This window comes from Streptomyces sp. BRA346, assembly GCF_052851135.1.
The window spans coordinates 149,084-171,146 of the sequence record NZ_JAIWIH010000008.1 but is presented as its reverse complement, the minus strand read 5'-3'; the positions used below and the strand labels follow the sequence as shown (position 1 = coordinate 171,146).

The window sequence follows — 22,063 nt, the reverse complement described above, 5'->3', positions numbered from 1 at the left end:
GGGTACCACGCTATGAGCGCGCCATGGGTTCGCGTACCAGGACGTACAGAACAGCACTCGTGAGCATCAGCGCGCCGTCGATGTAGACGGCGGACGTCCAACTGCCGTAGTGGTCGAACAGGGTGCCGCTGAGCGCCGGGCTGATCACCGCGCCGATCTCCCCGACCAGGTTGAACAGGCCGAAGGCGGCACCGCGTTCGGACGCGTCGACCACATCGTTCAGCAGGGCGTGCGCCATCGGCTGGAGGGCGTTGAAGAACAGGCTGGTGACGAAGAGGAGGACGGACATCACCAGCAGGGACGGCTTCTCCTGGGCCTGGAGGTACGCCGCGAAGACCAGCACCAGCACGCCCTGGACCACGGTGAACGCGATCAGCAGCGGCCGCCGCCCCCACCCCCGGTCCTTCGCCAGGTCCGACAGCCTGCCGCCGACCGGGAACCCGAGGATGCCCGCGCCCGCGTTGAACGTCGCGACCAGTGCCGCGTTCTGGAAGGAGCTGTGGGCGGCGTCGGCGACGATCGACACCGACCAGAAACTGAAGAACCACAGGTTCCACATGACCGCGATGAAGGCGAAGCTGAGCAGCAGCACATTGCGGTTCCGGAAGATGGAGCCGAGCCGCGACCCGCGCCGGGCGAAGATCGCCCCGATCAGCACGAACGCGAGCACGCACTCCAGGACCGCCACGCCCCAGCTCGGCATCCCCGCCCCGTCGGCGATCAGATAGACCGCCATGACGGCCGCGCACAGCACCGCCGATATCCCCAGCAGCCGCAGGGTGGAGCCGGTGGCCTTGAGCGGGCCGCCGATGCGGCGCAGATAGACCGTGGTGATCCAGCCGAACGCGAGCGTCGCGGCGCCCAGCACCAGGAACGGCATCCGCCAGGCGTCCTCGTGGCCGAACACCTCGGCGCCCCAGTCGATCAGATAGGGCGTGCTGATGGTCGCGATCGTCAGCCCGATCGACAGCCCGGTGATGGCGACGCCCATGCCGAGACTGGTCTTCTCGGGCGGGGTGCGCTGGGCGATCAGCGAGCGGTCGTTGGAGTAGAAGACGCCCTCGCCGAGACCGGTCAGCACCCGCAGGACGACGAACGCGATCAGCCCGCTCACCACGCCGCTGGCCAGGGTCGCCACCCCCGCCCACACCAGCGAGACGGCGAGCATCGTGCGATGCCCGAAGCGGTCCCCGAGATAGCCGCCGGGGAACTGGGTGAGCATGTAGCCCGCGAAGAAGAGGCTGCCGATCAGACCGCCGAGGGCATGCGGATGGCTGGCGGAGCCCAGCATGCCGTGGTCGTTCTCGATCAGCCAGGTCACTACCGGGCCGGTGATGGTGCGGTCGGCGTAGGAGAAGAGCCAGCCGCCCAGCAGCATGGCCCACAGCGTGTGGTACGGCTGCCAGCCGGTGCGGTGGGCCGTCGGCTCCCGCGCGGCGGTGTCCTCGGTGGTCACGTCGGGCGCCCCCTTCGGGCGTTGGGTGTTCCAGCTCGGAGCGCGGTGTGCCGCACAGGAGGTGGCGCCCCACAGAATGTGGCGTGAACGCACCCCCGGCAAGGGGTAGATCGAGGTCTTCCGTCAGCCGGAAGCCTCGGCGAGGGACTCTTGTCCCCAGGAGGCGGCGAGGGTACGGGATATGCCGTGGGCGGCGACCCGCACCGCGGGTATCAGCCCCGGTGCCCGCCCCTCCGCGGCCGGGACCACCACCGACAGCGAGGCCACCACATCCCCGCGCGGGCCCCGCACCGGGGCGGCGATGGACAGCCCGTCCATGGTGATCTGCCGGTCGCTGACCGCGATTCCGGTGCGCCGCACCTCGGCGAGCGTGGCCCGCAGCCGCGCCGGGTCCTGAATGGTCCGCTCGGTGAACCGGCGCATCGGCCGGGCGCACACCCGCTCGCCCAGACCCGGCGGCCCGTACGCGAGCAGCACCAGGCCGACGCCCGTGGCGTGCAGCGGCCAGCGGCTGCCGACCCGGGTGCGCACATGGACCGCGGAGCGGCCGGAGATCAGCTCGACGTAGACCACTTCCAGGCCGTCGCGCACCGCCAGCTGGACGTTCTCATGGGTGGCCTCGTACAGGTCCTCCATGAACGGCAGCGCCGCCTCGCGCACCCCGACCCCGCGCGGCGACAGCGTCGCCACCTCCCACAGCCGCAGCCCGATGTGGTACGCCCCCGAGGTGTCGCGCTCCAGGGCGCCCCAGCGGGTGAGCGAGGCGACCAGCCGGTGCGCGGTGGCCAGCGGCAGCCCGGCGCGCCGGGCGAGGGCGGTGAGGGACAGCGACCGGTGCGAGGCGTCGAACGCGTCCAGTACGGCCAGCACCCGGCCCGCCACGGACCGCCCGGCGTCCGGGCGGTGGCCGATCCGGGGGCCCGTCGGGGCCGTCATGACAGCGGGAGGCCGACGTAGTTCTCGGCCAGCTCGGCGGATGCGGTGCGGGAGGTGGCGATCCGGTCCAGCTGGGCGATCTGGAGCCGGTCCTCGAACGGGCTCTGCTCCGGGCGGCGGTGCAGGGTGTCCGTCATGAAGTACGAGAAGCGCTCGGCCTGCCACACCCGGGCGAGGCAGGTCGCTGAGTAGCCGTCCAGCAGCTCGGTCGACCCCGTGGTGTGGTGCTGGGCGAGCGCGCGGGCCAGGGTGACCACGTCGCTGACCGCGAGGTTGAGCCCCTTGGCCCCGGTCGGCGGCACGATGTGCGCCGCGTCGCCCGCCAGGAAGAGGCGGCCGTGGCGCATCGGCTCCTGCACGAAGCTGCGCATCGGGGTCACCGACGTGGCGGTGATCGGGCCCCGCTCCAGGCGCCATGCGGCGTCGCCGCCGTCGAGCGCGAAGCGGGCGGACAGCTCGTCCCAGATCTGCTCGTCGGACCAGTCGGCGGGGTCGGTGTCGTTCGGCACCTGGAGGTAGAGCCGGGAGACCTGCGGGGAGCGCATGCTGTGCAGCGCGAAGCCGCGCTGGTGGCGGGCGTAGATCAACTCCTCGCAGGACGGCGGCACATCGGCCAGCACCCCCAGCCAGGAGTAGGGATAGGTGCGCTCGAAGGTGCGGACCCGGTCGGCCGGGACCGCGCGCCGGGCGATGCCGTGGAAGCCGTCGCAGCCCGCCACGAAGTCGCAGCTCAGCGTCGCTTCCCGGCCCTCGTGGCGGAAGCGGATGACCGGGGCCTCGGAATCCGGCTTCTCGATCGCCAGGGCCTCGGCCCCGAACAGCAGGGGAGGGCCCCCGGGGTCGGCGAGCTGGAGCCGGACCAGATCCTTGACGATCTCCGTCTGCGCGTAGACCGTCACTGCCTTGCCACCCGTGGCGGCGGGGAAGTCGATGCGGTGGCCGCGGCCCTCGAAGCGCAGCTCGATGCCCTGGTGCGGCAGCCCCTCGCGGTCCAGGCGCTCGGCCGCGCCGCACTCCCGCAGCACGTCCACCGTGCCCTGCTCCAGGATTCCGGCCCGCTGCCGCTGCTCGACATAGGCCCGGTCCCGGCTCTCCAGCACCACGCAGTCCACCCCCGCGCGGTGCAGCAGACGGGCGAGCAGCAGCCCGGCGGGCCCCGCGCCGATGATCCCGACCGTCGTGTGCATCGAAAGTCCCTTCGTCCGGATCCGGTGAAGCGAGGACCCACTTGTTCGCGGAGTGAAACTTCGTTCATAATCGAGCTTGTGATGAGTCTCGGTCCGGTGACCCCACCTGTCAATGGCCCCGTCGGTCCTCTCGAGCGCGGCCTCGCCGTGCTCTGCGAGCTGACCCGGCTGGCCGCGCACCGGGGCGAGGGCGCGGTCCGGCCCGGCGACCTCGTGCGCGGCACCGGGCTCGCCCGGTCCGTCGTCGACCGCGTCGTGGGCACGCTCGAGCAGTTGGGGTATGTGCGGCTCGACGGGCGCGACATCAGCCTCGCGACCCGGCTCATGGAGCTGGGCAACGCCTACCTCGCCGCCAGCGGCCTGCCGGACGCGCTCGGTCCGTTCGCCGAGCGGCTCGCCGACGGGCTCGACGAATCGGTCTCGGTCGCCGTGCCGGACGGCGACGGGGCGCGGTTCGTCGTCCAGGCCACCCGCCGCCGCACCATGTCCCTCGCCTTCCGCATCGGCGACCTGCTCCCCGCCGAGCGCTGCGCCCCGGGCGCGCTCTTCGCCGCCGAGTGGGACGAGCCGGCGTGGGCGGCCTGGCGCGCCCGCCGCGCCGCCGACCCCCTCGACGCGGCCTTCCCCGCCGTTCCGCCGCGCCACCGGCCCGCCGCGGACACCGGGTTCGAGGCGCGCGTACGGGAGGCCGCCCGGACCGGCTGGGCGGCCGACGACCAGCTGATCGAGCCCGGCCTGGTGGCGGTGTCCGTTCCGGTCCGGGACGCCTCGGGCCGCACCGTGTGCGCGGTGAACGTCGTCAGCCACACCAGCCGCCATGACGTGGCCTCGCTGCGGGCCGCCGTGCTGGGCCCGCTGCGCGCGGAGCTCCCGGCGATGGAGGCGGCCCTGGCGTCCCCGCCCGTCCGCCGCCCGCCGGAAGACGGGCACGGACCGGCCGCGGCGGGGGGCGCCGAGGATCCGGCGCGGGCGGCCAAGCGGGAGCTGGGGACCGGGTATCTCCAGTCGCTCGCGCGCGGACTCACCGTGCTGCGGGCGCTGGGCACGCCGGGGGAGGGGGAGGAGGGCGACGGCGCGCGGCGCGGGCGCACGCTCACCGCCGTCGCCGAGACCACCGGGCTGCCCCGGGCCACCGCGCGCCGCTCCCTGCTGACCCTCGTCGAGCTGGGATACGCGGAGTACGCGGAGGCCGACGGCCGGGCCTTCCGCCCGCTGCCGCGGGTGCTGGAGCTGGGCTACGCACCGCTGGGCGACCTGTCGTTCACCGAGCTGGCCCGGCCCCATATGCGCGAACTCGTCCGCACCGTCCACGAGTCGGCGTCCCTGGCGGTCCTCGACGGCGACGACATCCGGTATGTGGCGCGCGTACCGACCGTGCGGATCATGAGCGTCAACATCACCATCGGCACCCGCTTCCCCGCCTACGCGACCTCTATGGGCCGGGTGCTGCTCGCCGGGCTGGACGCGGGCGGGCGCGCGGAGTATCTCGCCGGGCTCGACCCGAAGCCGCTGACCCGGCACACCGTGACCGCCGTGCCCGAGCTGGCCCGCGTCCTGGAGCGGACCGGGAGGGACGGCTACGCCCTGGTGGACGAGGAGTTGGAGGAGGGGCTGCGGTCGCTCGCGGTGCCCGTGCGGGGCGCGGACCGCCGGGTGGTGGCCGCGCTCAACATCGCCACCCACGCGGGCCGCGGCAGCGCGGAGGCAGCCGTCGAGGAGCTGCTCCCGGCGCTGCGGACCGCCGCCGCCCGCATCGAGGCCGACCTCGCCACGGCCTCGGCCCATCACCTCCTGGGGGCGGGTGAGAGAGTGGGGGCATGAGCGCAGTGACCTCCCCGCCCCCGGGGCACACCGGCCATGCCGTCGTCATCGGCGGCGGGATCTCGGGTCTCGCGGCCGCCCACCGGCTCCAGGCCGGCGGGGCGCGGGTGACCGTGCTGGAGGCGTCGGGGCGGCTGGGCGGCAAGCTGTGCGCGGGCGAGCTCGAGGGCGTCGCCGTGGACCTGGGCGCCGAATCGATGCTCGCCCGGCGCCCGGAGGCGGTGGATCTTGCGCGCGCCGTCGGCCTCGGCGAGCGGCTCCAGCCGCCCGCGACCGCGACCGCCTCCCTGTGGACGCGCGGCACCCTGCGGCCGATGCCCAAGGGCCATGTGATGGGCGTGCCCGGCGACGTGGCGCCGCTCGCCGCGTCCGGGGTGATCTCGGACGAGGGGCTGGCGCGCATCGCCCGTGACGCGGAGCTGCCGCCCACACCGGTCGGCGAGGACGTGGCGCTCGGCGAGTTCATCGCGGCCCGGCTCGGCCGGGAGGTCGTGGACCGGCTGGTCGAGCCGCTGCTCGGCGGGGTGTACGCGGGGGATGTGTACCGCACCTCGATGCGGGCCGCGGTGCCCACCCTCTTCGAACTGGCCCGCGCGAACCGCCCGCTGGCCGAGGGGGTCCGGGAGCTGACCGAGCGGGCCGCCCAGCGGCAGGGCGGGGCCGGGCCGGTGTTCATGGGCATCGACGGCGGCATCGGGCGGCTGCCGCTCGCGGTGGCCGACGCCGTACGGGCCGGGGGCGGCGAGATCCGCACCGGCGCGCCCGTACGGGAGCTGCGGCGGACCGTCGACGGCTGGACCGTCGTCACCGACGACGAGGTGCTGCGGGCCGACGCGGTCGTGGTGGCGGCCCCCGCGCCCGCCGCCGCCCGGCTCCTGGCCGCCGACTCCCCGGCCGCCTCCGCCGAGCTGGCCACCGTCGACTACGCCTCCATGGCGCTGATCACCATGGCCTTCCGCCGCGACGACGCGGCGTCGCTCGCCGACGGCAGCGGCTTCCTGGTCCCGCCGGTCGACGGCCGCACGATCAAGGCGGCCACGTTCTCCAGCCGCAAATGGGGCTGGCTCCGCGACGCCGCCCCCGACCTCTTCGTGCTGCGTACCTCGATCGGGCGGTTCGAGGACGAGGAGCATCTGAAGCGCGACGACGCCGACCTGGTGGAGATGTCGCTCGCCGATCTCGGCGCGGCCACCGGACTCGACGCCCGGCCGGTGGCGACCCGGGTGAGCCGCTGGGACGGCGGGCTGCCGCAGTACCCGGTCGGCCATCTCGACCGGGTCGCCCGGATCCGCGCGGAGGTCGCCAAGCTGCCCGGGCTGCGGGTGTGCGGCGCGGTCTACGACGGCGTCGGCATCCCCGCGTGCATCGGATCCGCCCGCACGGCCGCCGACGAGCTGCTGACGGCGACCCTGGCGGCGGGCTCGCACGGCGGAGAGCGAGAATAGGCACCATGACTGCTGCTCCCGAGACCCCCGACACCCCCGAGACCGTCCCGTCGCCCAAGGCGCCCAACGCGGGGAAGAAGGCCAAGGACCTCAACGAGGTCATCCGCTACACCCTGTGGTCGGTGTTCCGGCTGCGCGACGTGCTGCCGGAGGACCGCACCGGCTACGCCGACGAGGTCGAGCAGCTCTTCGCACAGCTCGCCGCCAAGGACGTCACCGTGCGCGGCACCTATGACGTCTCCGGGCTGCGGGCGGACGCGGACGTCATGATCTGGTGGCACTCGGAGACCTCCGACGCGCTTCAGGAGGCGTACAACCTCTTCCGCCGCACCCGGCTCGGCCGCGCCCTGGAGCCGGTGTGGTCGAACATGGCGCTGCACCGCCCGGCGGAGTTCAACAAGTCGCACATCCCCGCGTTCCTCGCGGACGAGAACGCGCGCGACTACGTCAGCGTCTACCCCTTCGTGCGGTCCTACGAGTGGTATCTGCTGCCCGACGAGGAGCGCCGCACGATGCTCGCCGACCACGGCAAGATGGCGCGCGGCTTCCCCGATGTGCGCGCCAACACCGTCGCGTCGTTCTCCCTCGGCGACTACGAGTGGATCCTGGCCTTCGAGGCGGACGAGCTGCACCGGATCGTCGACCTGATGCGCCATCTGCGCGCCTCCGAGGCGCGCCGTCATGTGCGCGAGGAGGTGCCGTTCTACACCGGGCGGCGCAAGCCGGTCTCCGAACTGGTCGCCGGTCTGGCCTGACGGTCACGGCCCTGACGGTCACCGCCCTGACGGCCGTGGCCCTGCCCGTCACGGCCCTGCCCGTCACGGCGCCCCCGGGCCTCCGGGGAGCGCGGGCTGCTTGCCGGACCCGGGCACCGGGGCCGGACGCGGCTCCGGTGCCGGGCGCGGTGCGCAGGAGGCGGTCCGGCCCGGCGTCTTCCCGGTCAGCAGATACGTGTCGACCTTGCGGTTGACGCAGGCGTTGGGGCCGCCCCACAGGCCGTGGGTACCGGCCTTCCGCTCGGTCACCAGGGAGGCGCCGGGGAGTCTGCGCCACAGCTCCTTGGCGCCCGCGTACGGAGTGGCCGCGTCCCGTTCGGCCGCCAGCAGCAGCACCGGCGGCAGCCCCGGCCGGGCGGTCACGTCCATGGGGGTGTCGTGCCCCAGCGGCCAGTAGGCGCAGGGCAGGTTCATCGCCACGTTGTCCCAGGTCTCGAAGGGCGCCCGGCGCGCGAGGGCGGTGTTCTCCCGGTTCCAGCTCGCCCAGCGGCGCGGCCAGGGCGCGTCGTTGCACTCCACGGCCGTGTAGACGGCGGTGCTGTTCTCGTCGGCCACCGCGTTCCGGGACTCGGACGCGGCCAGCGCGATCAGCGGCCGGGGATTGCCGCGCAGATAGGCGGACAGGGCCCGCGCGCTGGGGTCCCAGTAGGCGTCGTTGTAGCCCACCCGCACGAACGCGTCCTGGAGCTCCCCGGTGCCGACGCGGCCGCCCGCCGGTTTCCGGGCCAGGCGGTGGGCCGCCTTCCGGTACGCGGCGAGTACCCGGGCGGGCGTCGTGCCGAGGCGGTAGACGGCGTGGTGCCGGGCCGCCCAGCGGCGCCAGTCGGCCCAGCGCCGCTCGAAGGCCAGGGACTGGTCCAGGTTGTTGCGGTACCAGATCTGCGCGGGGCCGGGGTTCACCACGCTGTCGAACACCATGCGGCGCACATGGCGGGGGAAGAGCGTCGCGTAGACGGCCCCGTAGTACGTGCCGTACGAGGCGCCCACGAAGGTGAGCCGCTTCTCGCCGAGCGCGGCACGCAGCACATCGAGGTCGCGGGCGTTGTTCAGCGTGGTGATGTGCCGCAGGGCCGCCCCCGTACGGCGCACACAGCCCCGGGCGTACGCGCGCGCCCGCGTGCGCATCGCCCGCAGATACGCGGCGGAGGGGTGCTGCGGGGAGCTGGTCGGCGTCTTGGCGAAGGACTCCGGGCGTCGGCAGGACACCGGCGCGGAGCCGCCGACTCCGCGGGGCGCGTAGCCGACGAAGTCGTAGACCGCGGCCGTCTTGCGGAAGCCGTCCTGGGCGGCGTACTCGGGGAACGTCATGCCGGACGCGCCCGGCCCGCCCGGGTTGTAGACCAGCGCGCCCTGCCGCCGGGCCTCGGGCCCGGAGGCGCGGACGCGGCTGACGGTGAGGCGGATGTGCCTGCCGTGCGGCCGCGCGTAGTCCAGCGGTACGGAGACGGTGCCGCAGCGGACGTCGGACGACAGCTCCTCGGAGCTCGGGCAGCTGCCGAAGGTGATGCCCCGGGCGGCCGCCTCCCGGGCCGCCACGGTCACCCCGCGGGCCTGGGCGGCGCCGCCCCGGGGCACGACCAGCGTGGGCGAGGCCAGCACGGCGGAGGCGGGGGAGCCGGACCAGGCGGGCGCCGCCGCGACGGCGGTCGGCGCCGGGGGCCCGGCGGCGGCCGCGGCGGTGGGGTGCGCGGGTGGCGGCGCGGCGAGCGGTCTGCCGGTGGCGGGGGTGGCGAGCAGCGCCGTCATCGCCAGGGACAGGGACAGCGGTCCGAGGATGCCGTACAGCGCTGCTGCTCTCACAAGCCGTCCCTCTCCGCCCATAACGCAACAAAAGGGATACTTGGTGCGGAGATTGACCATGTAAAGCACCGGGCCGCGGTGTCGGGGCCATTGGACCCCAAGGTGTCGGGTCAATGACCCCAATGCGCCCTCAGCGCGGCGCGCAGCGCCGGATCGGGCAGGGCGGCCGTGCCGTGGACGGCGAGGGCCGTGAGCAGCTCGCCGTCGTCGGGCTCCTCGTCGGCCCCGCCCCCGGTGCGCTGGGCGACGGGCCGCCGGGGCGGCACGTCGATCCGGCCCAGCAGCTGCTGTCCGGCGGGCGAGGCCCAGCGCGAGTACGGATGCACCTCGACCCGCGCGATCACCAGGCAGCTCGCGGTGAGGAGCAGCGGAAGCGCGAACCACGCCAGCGCCGGTCCCGGGCCCGACGCGGGTGGCACCATCAGCAGCGCGACCACGCCCGTCAGCAGGATCACGCCGCACGCCAGCCGCACCTGCCGCACCGCGGCCGCGACGTTCGCGCGGGCTCCCGCGGGTACCGCGAGCCCCGCCGCCACCAGCCGGTCGGCCAGCGCCCGCACCGGGTCGGCGGTGGTCAGGAGGTTGCGGACCGGCGGCACGGGGGACTGGCCCCGCGGGCCTATCGCGGCGATGACCGAGCGTTCGAGATCGTTCCGGCCGTCCGGGTCCACGACGGTGACCCAGCCGGTGTGGGCGAGCAGCAGGCGGCGCTCACGGGACATCGACACCAGGGCGAGATCGGCGACCCGCCGCGGCCCGCCTGCCAGGAACGCCGCCTCGTACAGGCTCAGGGTCCGCCCGTCGGGCCGCGGACCGGCGGTGGCTTCCATGGGCTGGGCGGCCGCGACCGCGGCGAGGCACAGGCGGGTGCAGCTGACCACCGCAGAGCCCCATGCGACGAGCAGGAACAGGACCCACAACATGGCCGAGTTCTACTGGACCCGACCGCTTCCACGCCAGAGATTTCGCGAAATGCGCGATTCGGTGCCACGACGCGTGAGCGGTCAGCTGCCTCCGCCGCAGCCGCCCCCGCCGCCGCCCCCGCCACAGCCCGAACCGCCCCCGCCGCAGCCGGAACCGCCGCCCCCGCACGAGGAGCCGCCTCCGCACGACGAGCCGCCGCAGCCGGAGCCCCCGGAGCCCCCGCCGCACCACGAGCCGCCGGAGAAGTCGGAGACGCCCGACGAGCCCGAACCGCTGCCCGAGGACGCGCCCGTCACCCGGTGCGCCTGCAACAGTTGGTCCCGCAGCACCGTGTCGGCGGCGATGGTGGCCGCGCCGCCCAGCGCCACGGCGACCGCGACGGCGGGCGCCGCCCTCGCCGCGGAGTTCGCGGAGGATACGCCGGGCGCGGACGACCAGTGCCCGCCGGGCAGCCTTCCGGGCCGCTCGGCGGTGCCCATCTCGATGTCCCTCCGGAAGGCGTCCAGGGCCCGCCTCCCGGCCGACGTCAGCCGGCCCTTGGCCAGGCTCGCGCAGACGCCGCCGATCCCGAAGCCGAGGAACAGTGCCGGAAGGATCCGGAAGATCACCGGGAACGCGTCGCTCCCGTCCGTGTTCTGCCGGACGGTCAGCCAGATGCCCAGGGGCACGCCCAGCCAGCAGGCCACCACCTGCGCCTGCGCCGCGCTCCGCCACGGACGGAGGGCGGCGGGGCGCATCAGCAGCCCGCGCGCCGCCAGGTCGTCCCCGATGGCCTGCACCTCCGGGGCGCGCATCAGCTCCCGGCGCAGCCGGTCGAGGGCGCCGTTCGGGGAGTTGGTGAGAACGGTGAGAAGCGCGTTCTCGATCGGGGTGCGGGCGACCGGCTGCCGTATCGAGACCACCCCGGGCCCGCCGACCGCCAGCCGGCCATCGGTGTGCATCTCGCTGATCACGGTGTCGGCCACCCGGCCGGGCCCGCCCGCCAGGAACGCGGCCTCCAGGAGGTCGTCGACGCCGGTTTCCGGCGCCCCCGCGGCGGCCCGCCGGGTCCGTGCGACGCCCGTGATGACCACGGCCGACGACACGGCCACCACCACGTACACGAGGATCACGATCGCGTCCATGCCCGTCACCCCCCGCTCAGCACGAGCCGGGCCCGGCGGGCGAAGCGCGCCAGCGGGTGCGAGGACAGCGGGGCGGGCCCGGAGCGCTCCTGCCACCACAGCGTCAGCCGGCGCCGGGTCGCGGCGTCCCGGACGTCATCGGCCGCCAGCAGATGCTCGACGAACGCCATCGCGTCGCGGCGGTAGCCGCCGGTCATCGGACGGCCGTCGGCGTACCCCCCGAACGCCCGCCGGTAGCCGTCGCCCAGGATCTCCGGCAGCTCGGGGGCGACCTTGGCGACCACCCCGGCCCGCTTGGACGTCAGCGCCCGGCTCTGGACCCCCAGCCGCCGCCGGTCGAAGCCCTCCGGCGCCGGGGCGCCCGCGACGAGCGCCGACAGCAGCGCGGTCTGGGCGCGCGCGAGCCGCTCCCGCGCGGCGTCGATGTCCGGTACGCCGTTTCCGTGCGGGCCGTGCTTCGGCGCGGGCGCGGCATCGGCGGCCGTCACCCCGGCCGCCGTCACCGCGCGGATCGCGTCCAGCTCGCCCGCCAGCTCCTCGGCCGCCGGGAAGTCCTCGTCCCGCTCCAGCAGCACCCCGGGCGGCGTGGTACGGGCGCACAGCCCGGCGAGCACGTCGAGCACCGGCTGCGTCACCGGGTGGGCGTGGCTGTCGTGCCACACCCCGTCCCGTTCGACGCCGCCCGCCACATGGACGTACGCGATGGCCTCGGTCGGCAGCTCGTCCAGCGCCTTCGCCGGGTCCTCGCCCCGGTTGACGTGGTTGGTGTGCAGGTTGGCGACGTCGATGAGCAGCCGCACGCCGGTCCGCTCGACCAGCTCGGCCAGGAACTGCCCCTCGGTCATCTCCTCGCCTGGCCAGGAGATCAGCGCGGCGATGTTCTCCAGGGCGAGCGGCACCGGCAGCGCCTCCTGGGCCATCGCCACGTTCTCGCACAGCACGTCCAGCGCGTCCCGGGTACGCGGCACCGGCAGCAGATGCCCGGCCTCGATGGCGGGTGACCCGGTCAGCGGCCCCCCGGCCCGTACGAACGCGATGTGCTCGGTGACCAGCGGCGAGCCCAGTGCCTCCGCCCGCTCCGCGAGGGCGCTCAGCCGCTCCGGGTCCGGCCGCTCGGCGCCGCCGAGGCCGAGCGAGACGCCGTGCGGGACCACCGTCGTACCGCGCTCGCGCAGCCGCAGCAGCGCGTCCGGCACATGGCCGGGGCAGACGTTCTCGGCCACCACCTCCACCCAGTCGATGCCGGGCAGGCGCGCGATGTCCTCGGCGATTTCCGGTCGCCAGCCGATTCCGGTACCGAGACGCGTCATGGCTCCCCCTTCTCCTGCCGGTCTCTTGCCGGGCGTTCTCACCTGCCGGGGTAATGACCCCCGGAGGGGAGGACGAATCCACGGCGCTTGTGGTTCAGAGGTTCATTTGAGCTTCGGGGTGTCACGCTACGCCCCTCGGCGCGCCCCGCGTCGCCCGCCTTCACGGTCTCCGACGGCCGTGGTGGGGCGGTGAGTTGCGGAATATCTGCACTGTTACAAAATTTTGGGGCCCTGTGGCGACAGATGTTCGGAAGGGAGAATAAGGTCGTGTGGTCTGGGGGGATGGAAGATCACACCTTTGTGCCGCGCCCGCGCGCGGAGCGAGCGTGGGGGAACACACGTGCTGGGCAGCAACAATGCCATGGGGAAGCACCGCCGTAACGCACACCGTAAGCCACCGCCGTCGTCGGTCGGGCGCGGGTTGCAGCTGCGTCGCTGGGCGGCCCGCCATATCCGGATCGACTACCCCCGGGCCGGGAGACGGGGCGCGCGGCGGTGGCTGCCGTCGTGGCGTCAGATGGGTCTCCTCTTCGTGTTCTGCCTCGGGAGTCTGACCGGTGTCCTGAGCTTTCTCTACATGCAGACGGAGATACCCAAGAACCTCAACGACTTCGCCACCCAGCAGGACAACGTCTACTACTGGGCCGACGGCTCCGAGATGGCCCGCACGGGCCCGGTCAACCGTCAGGAGGTGGCGTTGTCCAAGGTGCCGGAAAAGGTCCAGTGGGCGATCCTCGCCGCCGAGAACGCCAGTTTCTACTCGGACAGCGGCATCTCCCCGAGCGGTCTGATGCGCGCCGTGACCCGTATGGTGACGGGCGGTGAGACCCAGGGCGGCTCGACCATCACCCAGCAGTATGTGAAGAACGCCTATCTGAATCAGCGCCAGACGTTCTCCCGCAAGCTCACCGAGATGTTCATGGCCATCAAGCTCGACGACCGGATGAGCAAGCAGGAGATTCTCGAACGCTATCTGAACACCAGCTGGTTCGGGCGCGGCACCTACGGCATTCAGCGGGCCTCCTACGCGTACTACGGCAAGGACGTCTCCCGGCTCAACGCGAGCGAGGGCGCGATGCTCGCTTCACTGCTCAAGGGCGCCGGAACCTTCGACCCGACGCTCAGCGCCAAGAACCACGAACGGGCGGTCGAGCGCTGGAAGTGGGTGCTGGACCGGATGGTCGACATCGGGAAGCTCTCCAAGGCCGAGCGGGCGAAGTACACCACGTTCCCCGACCCCCATCCGGCGCCCCGGCCGGCCGGGCTCACCGGACAGGTCGGCTATCTGGTGGAGACCGCCAAGGCGTATGTGAGTTCCCATACCGACATCTCCGACGCCGACTTCGACCTGGGCGGCTATCAGATCCACACCACCTTCGAGAAGGCGAAGGTCACGGCGCTCGCCGCCTCGGTGAAGAAGACCCGCGACGGCCTCGACCCCAAGAACCGCCGGGAGGACCGGTACGTACGCATCGGCGCCGCCTCCGTGACACCGGGCGGGCGCATCGAGGCGCTGTACGGCGGCCCCGGCTATCTGGAACAGGGCTTCAACGACGCGAACGCCTCCGTCGTCCCGGCCGGTACCGCCTTCACGCCCTTCGTCTACGCGGCCGCGCTGCGCGACGGCGTGCTCAAGGAGCGGAACAGCCCCCGCACACCCGTCGCCCCCACCACGCTCTACGACGGCAACAACAAGGTCGCCGTGAAGACCCCCGAGGGGCCCTACTGGGACCGCAGCGGCAAGATCGTGCGGGGCGAGAACGACGGCGAGCAGTCCTATGGGCAGGTCAGCCTGCGCCAGGCGATCGTCCAGTCCATCAACACCCCGATGATGCAGCTCGGCATGGACGTCGGCCTCGACCGCGTCCGCCAGGCCTCCATCGACGCGGGGCTGTTGCCCAGCAGCTTCGGCGCGCGCGTGCCCATGTTCTCGCTCGGCACAGCGACGCCCAGCTCCATCCGGATGGCCAGCGCCTACGCGACGTTCACCGCGAACGGCACCCATGTGCCGCCGTTCTCGGTGAGCGGACTGACCCGCAACGGCGAGAAGTTCGCCCTGCGCAAGGACCGCGCCAAGCGGGCGTTCAGCGCCCAGGTGGCGACGCAGGTGGACGACGCGCTGCACGGCGCGGTCCAGGGCGGCACCGGGCAGGCGGCGGCGGTGGTCGGGCCCGATGCGGCCGGTAAGACGGGCACGGCACAGGACGGCACCTCGTCCTGGTTCGTGGGCTACACCGACGAGGTGTCCACGGCCGTGTCGCTGTCGCGGGTGGACCCCAAGACCCAGGAACTGCTGCCGCTGAAGGGAATGGGCGGAGACGCCACCGGAAAGGCGAGCGACACCTATCCGCTGGACATCTGGACGCGCTATATGGCGGGTGCGGGGAAGAAGTAGCCGGGAGACAGATAGAAGCCCGGCCCGGTGCGTCGAACGGAACGCACCGGGCCGGGCTCTGTGTTTCTCGCCGTATCGCTACTTGGTGTACGACTTCCAGTCCGGAGATTCCGCCGGGTCGAGCATCCGCAGCTTTTCCAGGACCTTCGGATCCTGGGCGTCCAGCCAGTCCGCGAGCTGCTTGAACGATACGCACCGCACACCCTGGCGCTTGCACACGCTGCGCATCACGTCTTCGATGGCCTGCATATAGATGCCGCCGTTCCAGGTCTCGAAGTGGTTGCCGATGAACAGCGGTGCCCGGCTGCCGTTGTAGACGCGCTCGAAACCGTTCAGATAGCCCTCTCGGGTCAGCCGCTCCCATTCGGCGTACTTCGCCGGATCGCCGTCGGTGCTGTCACCGGACTGATTGAAGAGGAAGTTGAAGTCCATGGAGAGGACCTGCTTCTCGCTCTCCGGGTACGGCACCAACTGGAGCGGGAAGTTCCATATGCCGTCGATTTTGGACGGCCAGATCTGGAAGTCGCCCGGAGAACTCGCGTCGTAGCGCCAGCCCATCGACTTGATGGCCGGGATCAGATTCTTCTGTCCTTCGAGACAGGGGGCACGGCCGCCGACCAGTTCCTCGTCATAGTCGAAGGGCAGCGGCTCGATGTCGGTGAAGCCGGTATTGGTCTTCCAGTTCTTCACGAAGGAGTACGCCTGCTCGGTCTCGCTCTTCCACTGCCGGGTGGTCCACTCGCCGCCGCCCTTGGAGCCGCAGAAATGCCCGTTGAAGTGCGAGCCGATCTCATTGCCCTCCAGCCACGCCCCGCGCAGCTGTTCCAGCGTCTCGCGTATGTGCTCATCGGTGGGGAAGGATATGGCGGCCGCGCCCTGCTTGTGCATCGGCGGACGATAGAGGCTGCTCTTGTACTTGGGCAGCAGATACATGCCGCTCAGGAAGAACGTCATCCGGGCGTCGCTCTCCTTGGCGACCCGGCGGAAGCGGGAGAAGAGGTGATCGCCGTTCTCCAGCGCGCCGTCCCAGGAGAAGACCACGAACTGCGGGGGCTTCTGCCCCGGCTTCAGCTTCTCGATCTTCGGCTGCTTCGGCTGGGGGCCGGTGTAGGACGTCGAGCCGTCCCCGATCACCTTCACCTTGCCGTCCCAGTCGGCGTACTTGTTCTTCTTCTTGGTGCCCCTGGGGACCTTGTCCCCTCGCGGCACGGGGGCGGCGGCCTGGACGCTGCCGTCCACCGCGCCGCTCGTATCGCCCGGCGAGGTCAGGGCGATGAGCAGCGCCACGACCACGGCCACGGCCGTCAGCGCGCCCAGGGGCGCGGCCATGCCATAGGCGTTCCGCGCCGATAATGCCTTCAACGCCTTCAAGGATCGTGATGCCTTCAAGGTCTTCAACGCCTTCAACGGGTCCCGCCCCCTGGCAACGGTTCAGTTGTGTGCCCCGCTCAGTATCACAGAAGTATCACCTGCTCTTCACATCGGCTACTCACTGACCGGCACTCACCAACCGGTCAGCAGCAGATGGTTCACCAGCAGCGCGAGACCGGCCTGCGCCGCCAGCCAGCGGCGCAGGTCACGGGCGGGAAGCAGCGCGGCGGCCGGAAGCAGCCAGAGCACGAACGGCAGCCAGATGCGCTCCGTCTCGGCCTTGCTCATCCCGGACAGATCGGCGGTGGCCAGCGCGAGCAGCGCGGCGAACACGAGCACCACGAGCCCGTCCGCCCCGCCCTCATCGCCCAGATCGCCGCGGCGCAGCCGCCGTACCGCCCCCGGCGCGGCCCCCACCGCCCGGCGGGCCCCGGCGACGGAGGCGAGACCGGCCGCGATCGCCGCGTTGGCGAGGTTGGCCCACACCCAGTAGCCGTACGGGCGGTCCGCCGCGACCCCTTGGTAGTAGCGCTCGACCAGCAGGTCGTACCCCTCCCACCAGGCGAAACCGGCCAAAGTGAACGCGCCCGCCACCACCGCGGCGCCGACCAGCGCTCCGGGCAGTGGCCGTGCCGTACGGGCGAGGAGCAGTACGGCCGCGGCGGGCAGCGCCATGAGCGTGAGCCCGTACGACACGTACGCGGTGAGACCGAGCAGCAGCCCGGCGGCCAGCGCGACGGCCCCCGGCGCCCGGGTCGTACGGGTCGCCGCCAGCGCGAGCAGCGCCAGTGCCCAGGCCGCGACCGCCGCGAAATAGCCGTCCGCCGACGCCCCCACCCACACCGCGGCCGGGGCCAGTACGAGGAAGGGCGCGGCGGTGCGCGCCGCGCGCTCCTGGCCCAGTGCGCGCAGCGTGACCAGGACGGCGGCCACCGCCGAGCTTCCGGCGGTGATGCAGAACGCCCCCGCCCATCCGCCGCCGCCGAGCCCGAGGCGGTCCAGCCCGACGAAGGTGAGCACGGCGCCCGGCGGATGCCCGGCGATGTGCGCGGGCCAGTGGTCGGGCTGGGTGAGGAGGATGTGACCGGTGAAGCCGCGGAGCGCGGCGCCGACGTCCTGGAAGCGGTCGATGCCGCGCAGATACTCATGGCGCTGCGTCAGCCGCCCGGCGACGCCCCGCCCCCAGCCGTCGACGAGCGCCAGCGACCAGGTCCAGGCCATCGCGGTCGCCCAGCCCGCCCACAGCAGCCGACGCCACGGCAGCGTCGCCGCGATCCGCGGCCCGTGGGCGACGACGGCCACGGCGAGGGCCACGGCGGCGGGCGTGCCGGGGCCCGCGTGGGGCAGCCAGTCGGCGTACAGCGGCGCCCAGTCGACGTACAGGGTGTGGTCGGTCCGCTGGATCAGGGTGCCGACGACGGCCGCGACGGCGAAGAGGAGCGCGGCGGCAGCCGCGGCGAGCACATCCCGGCGGCGGCCGGTCCGCTCGTCGCCACCCGGGGTACGAAGGGTCGGGTCATCGGTGCGGAGGGGGAGCTTCACGGCCTCACGCTATGCCGGTGACCTGCCGGAATGGCCGCTGCGGCGCGTGATGTCACCGAACCGTCAGATCCTGGGGGTGAGGTACGGCCGGGTGGGCCGACGTCAGAATTTCGTCATGCGTCGGAGCCCCTGAGGACCGGTCCGGCGGCCCTACCGTCGTGCCATGAGTCACCGTTCCCCCGCTTGGCGCAGCCCCTTGCGCGGCCCCTGGCTGACGTCCGTCTTCGGCCTGATCCTGCTGTTCGGGATTCCGGTGCTGTTCGTCACCGGGCTGCTGTCGTACGCCGCGTACAACCCGGATCTGTCGCCGGTCAACGACAAGACGCCGGACAAGGGGCTGCTCGGCTTCTACCTCTTCTCCTGGCCGACCCACCCCGTCTGGCTCTACCGCGTCACCCAAGGGGTGCACGTCACGCTCGGCGTCGTACTGGTCCCGGTACTGCTGGCCAAGCTGTGGTCCGTCGTCCCCAAGCTGTTCGAGCGGCCGCCGGTGCGGTCCCTCGGGCACGGTCTTGAGCGGCTGTCGCTGCTCGCGCTGGTCGGCGGCGGGCTGTTCGAGTTCGTGACCGGGGTGCTCAACGTCCAGCTGGAGTACGTCTTTCCCGGGTCCTTCTACCCGCTGCACTTCTACGGCGCGTGGATCTTCATGGGCGCGTTCGCCGTCCACGTGGCGCTCCGCTTCCCGCGCATGGTGCGCGCGCTGCGCGGCCGCGACCTGCGGGCGGAGCTGCGCACCCCCGTCTCCCGCACCCGTCCGGAACCGCCCGACGAGACCGGTCTGGTCAGCCCGGATCCCGCCCCGCCCACCATGTCGCGGCGGGGCGCGCTCGCCATGGTGGGCACCGGTTCGGCCGCGCTGCTGGTGGTGACGGCCGGGCAGAGCCTCGACGGGCCGCTGCGGAACACCGCGCTGCTCGCCCCGCACGGCCGGGAGCCGGGCCGGGGGCCGAACGGCTTCCAGATCAACAAGACCGCCGCGGCCGTCGGCATCCGCGCCCGCGACATCGGCCCCGGCTGGCGGCTGGTGGTGCGCGGCCCGGGACGTGAGGTCGTCCTCACCCGTGAGCAGCTGCTGCGGCTGCCGCGGCACGGGGCGGCGCTGCCGATCGCCTGCGTCGAGGGGTGGTCCACCCCCGACCAGCGGTGGGAGGGGGTGCGGCTGGCCGACCTCGCCGGGCTCGTCGGACTGGGCGAGCGGCCGCCGGGCGTCCTCGTCGAATCGCTCCAGCGGCACGGCTCGTTCCGCTCGGTCGTGCTGCGCGACAACCAGGTCCGCGATCCGCGCTCCCTGCTCGCCCTGCGGGTCAACGGCGCGGACCTGTCGCCGGACCACGGCTACCCGGCGCGCGTGATCGTCCCGAACGCCCCGGGCGTGCACAACACCAAGTGGGTGGCCCGGCTGAGCTTCGGAGAGACCGGGGAGACGGCATGAAGAGCTCCGGTTTCCGGCGGCGTTACGGCGACTCGCCCCTGCATCTGCTCCTGCTTCTGTGCTCCTTCGCGCTGACCGCCTACGCGGGGGTGCGGCTGCTGCGCGGCGACTGGCTCGGGATCGTGCTGTGGTTCGTCGGCGCGGCCGTCCTGCACGACCTGGTGCTGCTGCCGCTGTACGGGCTCGCCGACCGGGCGCTCCGGCGGGCGGTCCCGGCGCCCGCCTCGTACGTCAACTTCGTTCGGGTGCCCGCCTTCGTCTCGGGACTGTTGCTGCTGGTGTGGTTCCCGCTGATCGCGGGGACGCAGCGGAGCCGCTACGAGCGTGCGGCCGGGCTGTCCGCCGATGTCTTCCTGCCGCGCTGGCTGCTGATCACCGCCGGGCTGTTCGCCGTCTCCGCGCTCTGGCTGTCGGTCAGGACGGCGGTGCGGCGGTCCCGGGCACGGCGGCGCGACGCAGGGTCATGAAGTCGCGGCCCCGGGCCGTCCAGCGTTCGACGGCGGTCCAGCCCGCCGCGCGGGCGTGGCGCAGCAGCGCGGGGGCGCCCACCCGGGCCCAGGGGAACGCCGTGCCGACCGGGCCGCGCCCGTCGTCCACCCGCACCCGGACCCGCTCGTCGACGTCGGCGGTGGCCGCCTCGACGATCAGCAGCCCCTCGGGGGCGAGGAGTTGCGTCACCCGCGCCAGCAGGGCCCGGGGGTCGCCGCCGATGCCGATGTTGCCGTCGAGCAGCAGCGCCGTGCCCCAGCGCCCTTCGTCCGGCAGCGGCTCGAAGACCGAGCGGCACAGGGCCGGGCCGCCGGCGCGGACGGTACGGGCGACCGCCGCCCGGCTCACGTCGATGCCGAGGCAGGTGCGGCCGTGCGGGGCGAGCGCGGCCACCAGCCGCCCGGGGCCGCACCCGATGTCGAGGACGGGCCCCCGGCACCGGCGCAGCACGGTGCGGTCCGCCGCGTCGGCGTCCGCGCACCAGCGCTCGACCTCCAGGGGCAGCAGCCAGCCGTCCGCACGGCGCAGGAACAGCGGGCCCCGGCCCGCGCTCAGCGCCCGCGTATAGGGGTCGGCGCGCCAGGACCCCCTGGTGCCGCCCGCGTCGTCGCGTATCGCCGTGCTCATCGGGCGGCGGCCCGGGGCAGCCCGGCGAGGGTACGGGCGAACCGGCTGCCCGGGGTGAGGGCCGCCACCCACGCGGCGTCGTCCGCCGTGTCGACGTCCCGCAGCACGGGCAGTTCGCGCACCCGCAGCCCCGCGTCCACCAGACGGCGCCGCTGGGCGGCGCCGGTGGTGGGCGTGGACATCGGCACGCCGCGCAGCAGCTCCGGATCGGGTTCCGCCAGGCCCAGGGCCCAGAACCCGCCGTCGGCGGCGGGGCCGAACCAGGCGTCGCAGTCCCGCCAGCCGCCCCTGCCCAGCGCGGGCGCCAGCAGGACGGGGCTGATCTGCGGGGTGTCCATGCCGACCAGCAGCGTGGGCCCCTGGCATCCGGCGAAGGCCGCGGCCAGCCGCTCGTCCAGGCCGCCGCCGCCCTGCGGCACGACCTCGATGCCCGGCGGCAGCCAGGGCCCGGGAGCCCCGTCGAGCGCCAGCACCCGGCGCCGGGCGGGCATTCCGAGCACGGCGTGCAGGGTGTCCGCGAGGGCGGCCCCGGCGAGCGCCGCCGCCTCCGCCGGGGTGTACGGGGGAGTGAGCCGGGTCTTCACCCGCCCGGCGACGGGCTCCTTGGCGATGACGACCACCGTGGACTCCGCGCGCCGCCCGGCGTCCGGCCCGGTCACCGGGCGGCCCCCGCGCGGTCGCCGGAGGAGGCGGCCGCGGGCGCTGGCTGGCGCAGGACCGCCCGCATGTCGCGCACCGCGTGCCAGGTGCCCCGCCAGGTGCCGGTGACCTTCGACTTTCCGGTGCGCGGCCGGTACGGCACGTCGCGCTCCTCGATCCGCCAGCCCGCGTCCGCGGCCCGCACGACCATCTGGAGCGGATAGCCGCTGCGGCGGTCGGTGAGGCCCAGGGCCAGCAGCGGTGCGCGCCGGGCGGCCCGCAGGGGGCCGAGGTCGTGCAGGGCGGCTCCGGTGCGCCGCCGCACCATCCGGGACAGCGCGATGTTGCCGAGCCGGGCGTGCACGGGCCAGGCGCCGCGCTCCTGCGGGCGGCGGCGCCCCAGGACGAGATCCGCGTCGCCGTCGGCGACGCTGCGGACGAAGCCCGCCAGCAGCCCGGGATCGAGCGAGGCGTCGCAGTCGCAGAAGCAGACGACGTCGGCGTCGGCGGCGAGCAGCCCGGCGTGGCAGGCGGCCCCGAAGCCGCGGCGGGGCTCATGGACGACGGTGGCGCCGAGGGAGCGGGCGATCGCGGCCGAGTCGTCCGTCGAACCGTTGTCGACGACGATGGCGCGCCAGCCGGCGGGGATGCGTTCCAGCACCCAGGGCAGGGCGGCGGCCTCGTCCAGACACGGAAGGACGATGTCCGCACGAGGAGCGGTCGAGTCTGTCACCCGGCCCACCCTACGAACGAAAAAGCCGCATTCCGGACTTCAGGTCCTTACGAAAC

At 73.4% G+C, this 22,063-nt stretch carries 18 protein-coding genes; 6 read left to right on the top strand and 12 right to left on the bottom strand.

Features of this window, described 5'->3' with window-relative positions; genetic code table 11:
- Positions 1 to 10: 10 nt before the first annotated feature.
- From LCH29_RS13745 to LCH29_RS13735, 3 genes are all read right to left on the bottom strand, one after another.
- Complete coding sequence (locus LCH29_RS13745; RefSeq protein ID WP_446461999.1) at positions 11 to 1,456, bottom strand: MFS transporter; 1,446 nt, start codon at positions 1,454 to 1,456, stop codon at positions 11 to 13.
- A gap of 123 nt (positions 1,457 to 1,579) precedes the next feature.
- The gene (locus LCH29_RS13740; protein WP_446461998.1) at positions 1,580 to 2,392 is read right to left on the bottom strand and encodes an IclR family transcriptional regulator; all 813 of its coding nucleotides are present in this window, start codon (positions 2,390 to 2,392) and stop codon (positions 1,580 to 1,582) included.
- A complete protein-coding gene (locus tag LCH29_RS13735) occupies positions 2,389 to 3,579 on the bottom strand; it encodes a 4-hydroxybenzoate 3-monooxygenase (RefSeq protein ID WP_446461997.1) in 1,191 nt (396 codons plus the stop codon). The genes LCH29_RS13740 and LCH29_RS13735 overlap by 4 nt, the downstream gene beginning before the upstream one ends.
- Positions 3,580 to 3,660: 81 nt before the next feature.
- On the opposite strand from LCH29_RS13735, the gene LCH29_RS13730 reads away from it, so the two are divergent.
- The 3 genes from LCH29_RS13730 to hemQ are packed head-to-tail and all read left to right on the top strand — an operon-like array spanning position 3,661 to position 7,600.
- Positions 3,661 to 5,400, top strand: coding sequence for an IclR family transcriptional regulator domain-containing protein (locus tag LCH29_RS13730; protein ID WP_446461996.1), 1,740 nt, complete (start codon positions 3,661 to 3,663; stop codon positions 5,398 to 5,400).
- Entirely contained in the window at positions 5,397 to 6,845 is a 1,449-nt protein-coding gene (hemG, locus tag LCH29_RS13725) for a protoporphyrinogen oxidase (RefSeq protein ID WP_446461995.1), read from the top strand. Before LCH29_RS13730 ends, hemG begins: the two co-directional genes overlap by 4 nt.
- Positions 6,846 to 6,850: 5 nt before the next feature.
- Entirely contained in the window at positions 6,851 to 7,600 is a 750-nt protein-coding gene (hemQ, locus tag LCH29_RS13720; RefSeq protein ID WP_446461994.1) for a hydrogen peroxide-dependent heme synthase, read from the top strand.
- A 63-nt stretch (positions 7,601 to 7,663) separates the two neighbouring features.
- Here hemQ and LCH29_RS13715 read toward each other — a convergent pair whose 3' ends face one another.
- The 4 genes from LCH29_RS13715 to LCH29_RS13700 all read right to left on the bottom strand — a co-directional run bounded on the left by LCH29_RS13715 (position 7,664) and on the right by LCH29_RS13700 (position 12,779).
- Entirely contained in the window at positions 7,664 to 9,421 is a 1,758-nt protein-coding gene (locus LCH29_RS13715; RefSeq protein WP_446461993.1) for an alpha/beta hydrolase, read from the bottom strand.
- Between the two features lie 110 nt (positions 9,422 to 9,531).
- Positions 9,532 to 10,344 (bottom strand): TIGR04222 domain-containing membrane protein, encoded by an 813-nt coding sequence (locus LCH29_RS13710; RefSeq protein ID WP_446461992.1) that lies wholly within the window; start codon positions 10,342 to 10,344, stop codon positions 9,532 to 9,534.
- Positions 10,345 to 10,425: 81 nt separating this feature from the next.
- Positions 10,426 to 11,469 (bottom strand): TIGR04222 domain-containing membrane protein, encoded by a 1,044-nt coding sequence (locus tag LCH29_RS13705; protein WP_446461991.1) that lies wholly within the window; start codon positions 11,467 to 11,469, stop codon positions 10,426 to 10,428.
- Between the two features lie 5 nt (positions 11,470 to 11,474).
- Positions 11,475 to 12,779: a DUF692 domain-containing protein gene (locus LCH29_RS13700; protein WP_446461990.1), complete on the bottom strand. Its 1,305-nt coding sequence runs from the start codon at positions 12,777 to 12,779 to the stop codon at positions 11,475 to 11,477.
- A 577-nt stretch (positions 12,780 to 13,356) separates the two neighbouring features.
- Between LCH29_RS13700 and LCH29_RS13695 the strand changes: the two genes are divergently transcribed.
- Entirely contained in the window at positions 13,357 to 15,174 is a 1,818-nt protein-coding gene (locus LCH29_RS13695) for a transglycosylase domain-containing protein (RefSeq protein WP_446461989.1), read from the top strand.
- Between the two features lie 78 nt (positions 15,175 to 15,252).
- On the opposite strand, the gene LCH29_RS13690 is transcribed toward LCH29_RS13695, so the two are convergent.
- Together LCH29_RS13690 and LCH29_RS13685 are read right to left on the bottom strand one after the other, a co-directional pair.
- Positions 15,253 to 16,581 carry a hypothetical protein gene (locus tag LCH29_RS13690; RefSeq protein WP_446461988.1) on the bottom strand — a complete coding sequence of 443 codons (1,329 nt, stop codon included), beginning with the start codon at positions 16,579 to 16,581 and terminating at the stop codon, positions 15,253 to 15,255.
- A 96-nt stretch (positions 16,582 to 16,677) separates the two neighbouring features.
- Positions 16,678 to 18,087, bottom strand: a complete 1,410-nt coding sequence (locus LCH29_RS13685) for a hypothetical protein (RefSeq protein ID WP_446461987.1) — start codon at positions 18,085 to 18,087, stop codon at positions 16,678 to 16,680.
- Positions 18,088 to 18,250: 163 nt separating this feature from the next.
- On the opposite strand from LCH29_RS13685, the gene LCH29_RS13680 reads away from it, so the two are divergent.
- Both LCH29_RS13680 and LCH29_RS13675 read left to right on the top strand, forming a co-directional pair.
- Positions 18,251 to 19,519: a molybdopterin-dependent oxidoreductase gene (locus LCH29_RS13680; RefSeq protein WP_446461986.1), complete on the top strand. Its 1,269-nt coding sequence runs from the start codon at positions 18,251 to 18,253 to the stop codon at positions 19,517 to 19,519.
- Entirely contained in the window at positions 19,516 to 19,986 is a 471-nt protein-coding gene (locus tag LCH29_RS13675) for a hypothetical protein (RefSeq protein ID WP_446461985.1), read from the top strand. Before LCH29_RS13680 ends, LCH29_RS13675 begins: the two co-directional genes overlap by 4 nt.
- Here the strand turns inward: LCH29_RS13675 and LCH29_RS13670 are convergent.
- From LCH29_RS13670 to LCH29_RS13660, 3 genes are read right to left on the bottom strand one after another with little or no spacing between them, the layout of a single operon-like run.
- Positions 19,934 to 20,635 (bottom strand): methyltransferase domain-containing protein, encoded by a 702-nt coding sequence (locus LCH29_RS13670; protein WP_446461984.1) that lies wholly within the window; start codon positions 20,633 to 20,635, stop codon positions 19,934 to 19,936. The genes LCH29_RS13675 and LCH29_RS13670 overlap by 53 nt on opposite strands.
- Complete coding sequence (locus LCH29_RS13665) at positions 20,632 to 21,294, bottom strand: TIGR04282 family arsenosugar biosynthesis glycosyltransferase (protein WP_446461983.1); 663 nt, start codon at positions 21,292 to 21,294, stop codon at positions 20,632 to 20,634. The genes LCH29_RS13670 and LCH29_RS13665 overlap by 4 nt, the downstream gene beginning before the upstream one ends.
- Complete coding sequence (locus LCH29_RS13660) at positions 21,291 to 22,016, bottom strand: glycosyltransferase family 2 protein (protein WP_446461982.1); 726 nt, start codon at positions 22,014 to 22,016, stop codon at positions 21,291 to 21,293. Before LCH29_RS13660 ends, LCH29_RS13665 begins: the two co-directional genes overlap by 4 nt.
- Between the last annotated feature and the right edge of the window lie 47 nt (positions 22,017 to 22,063).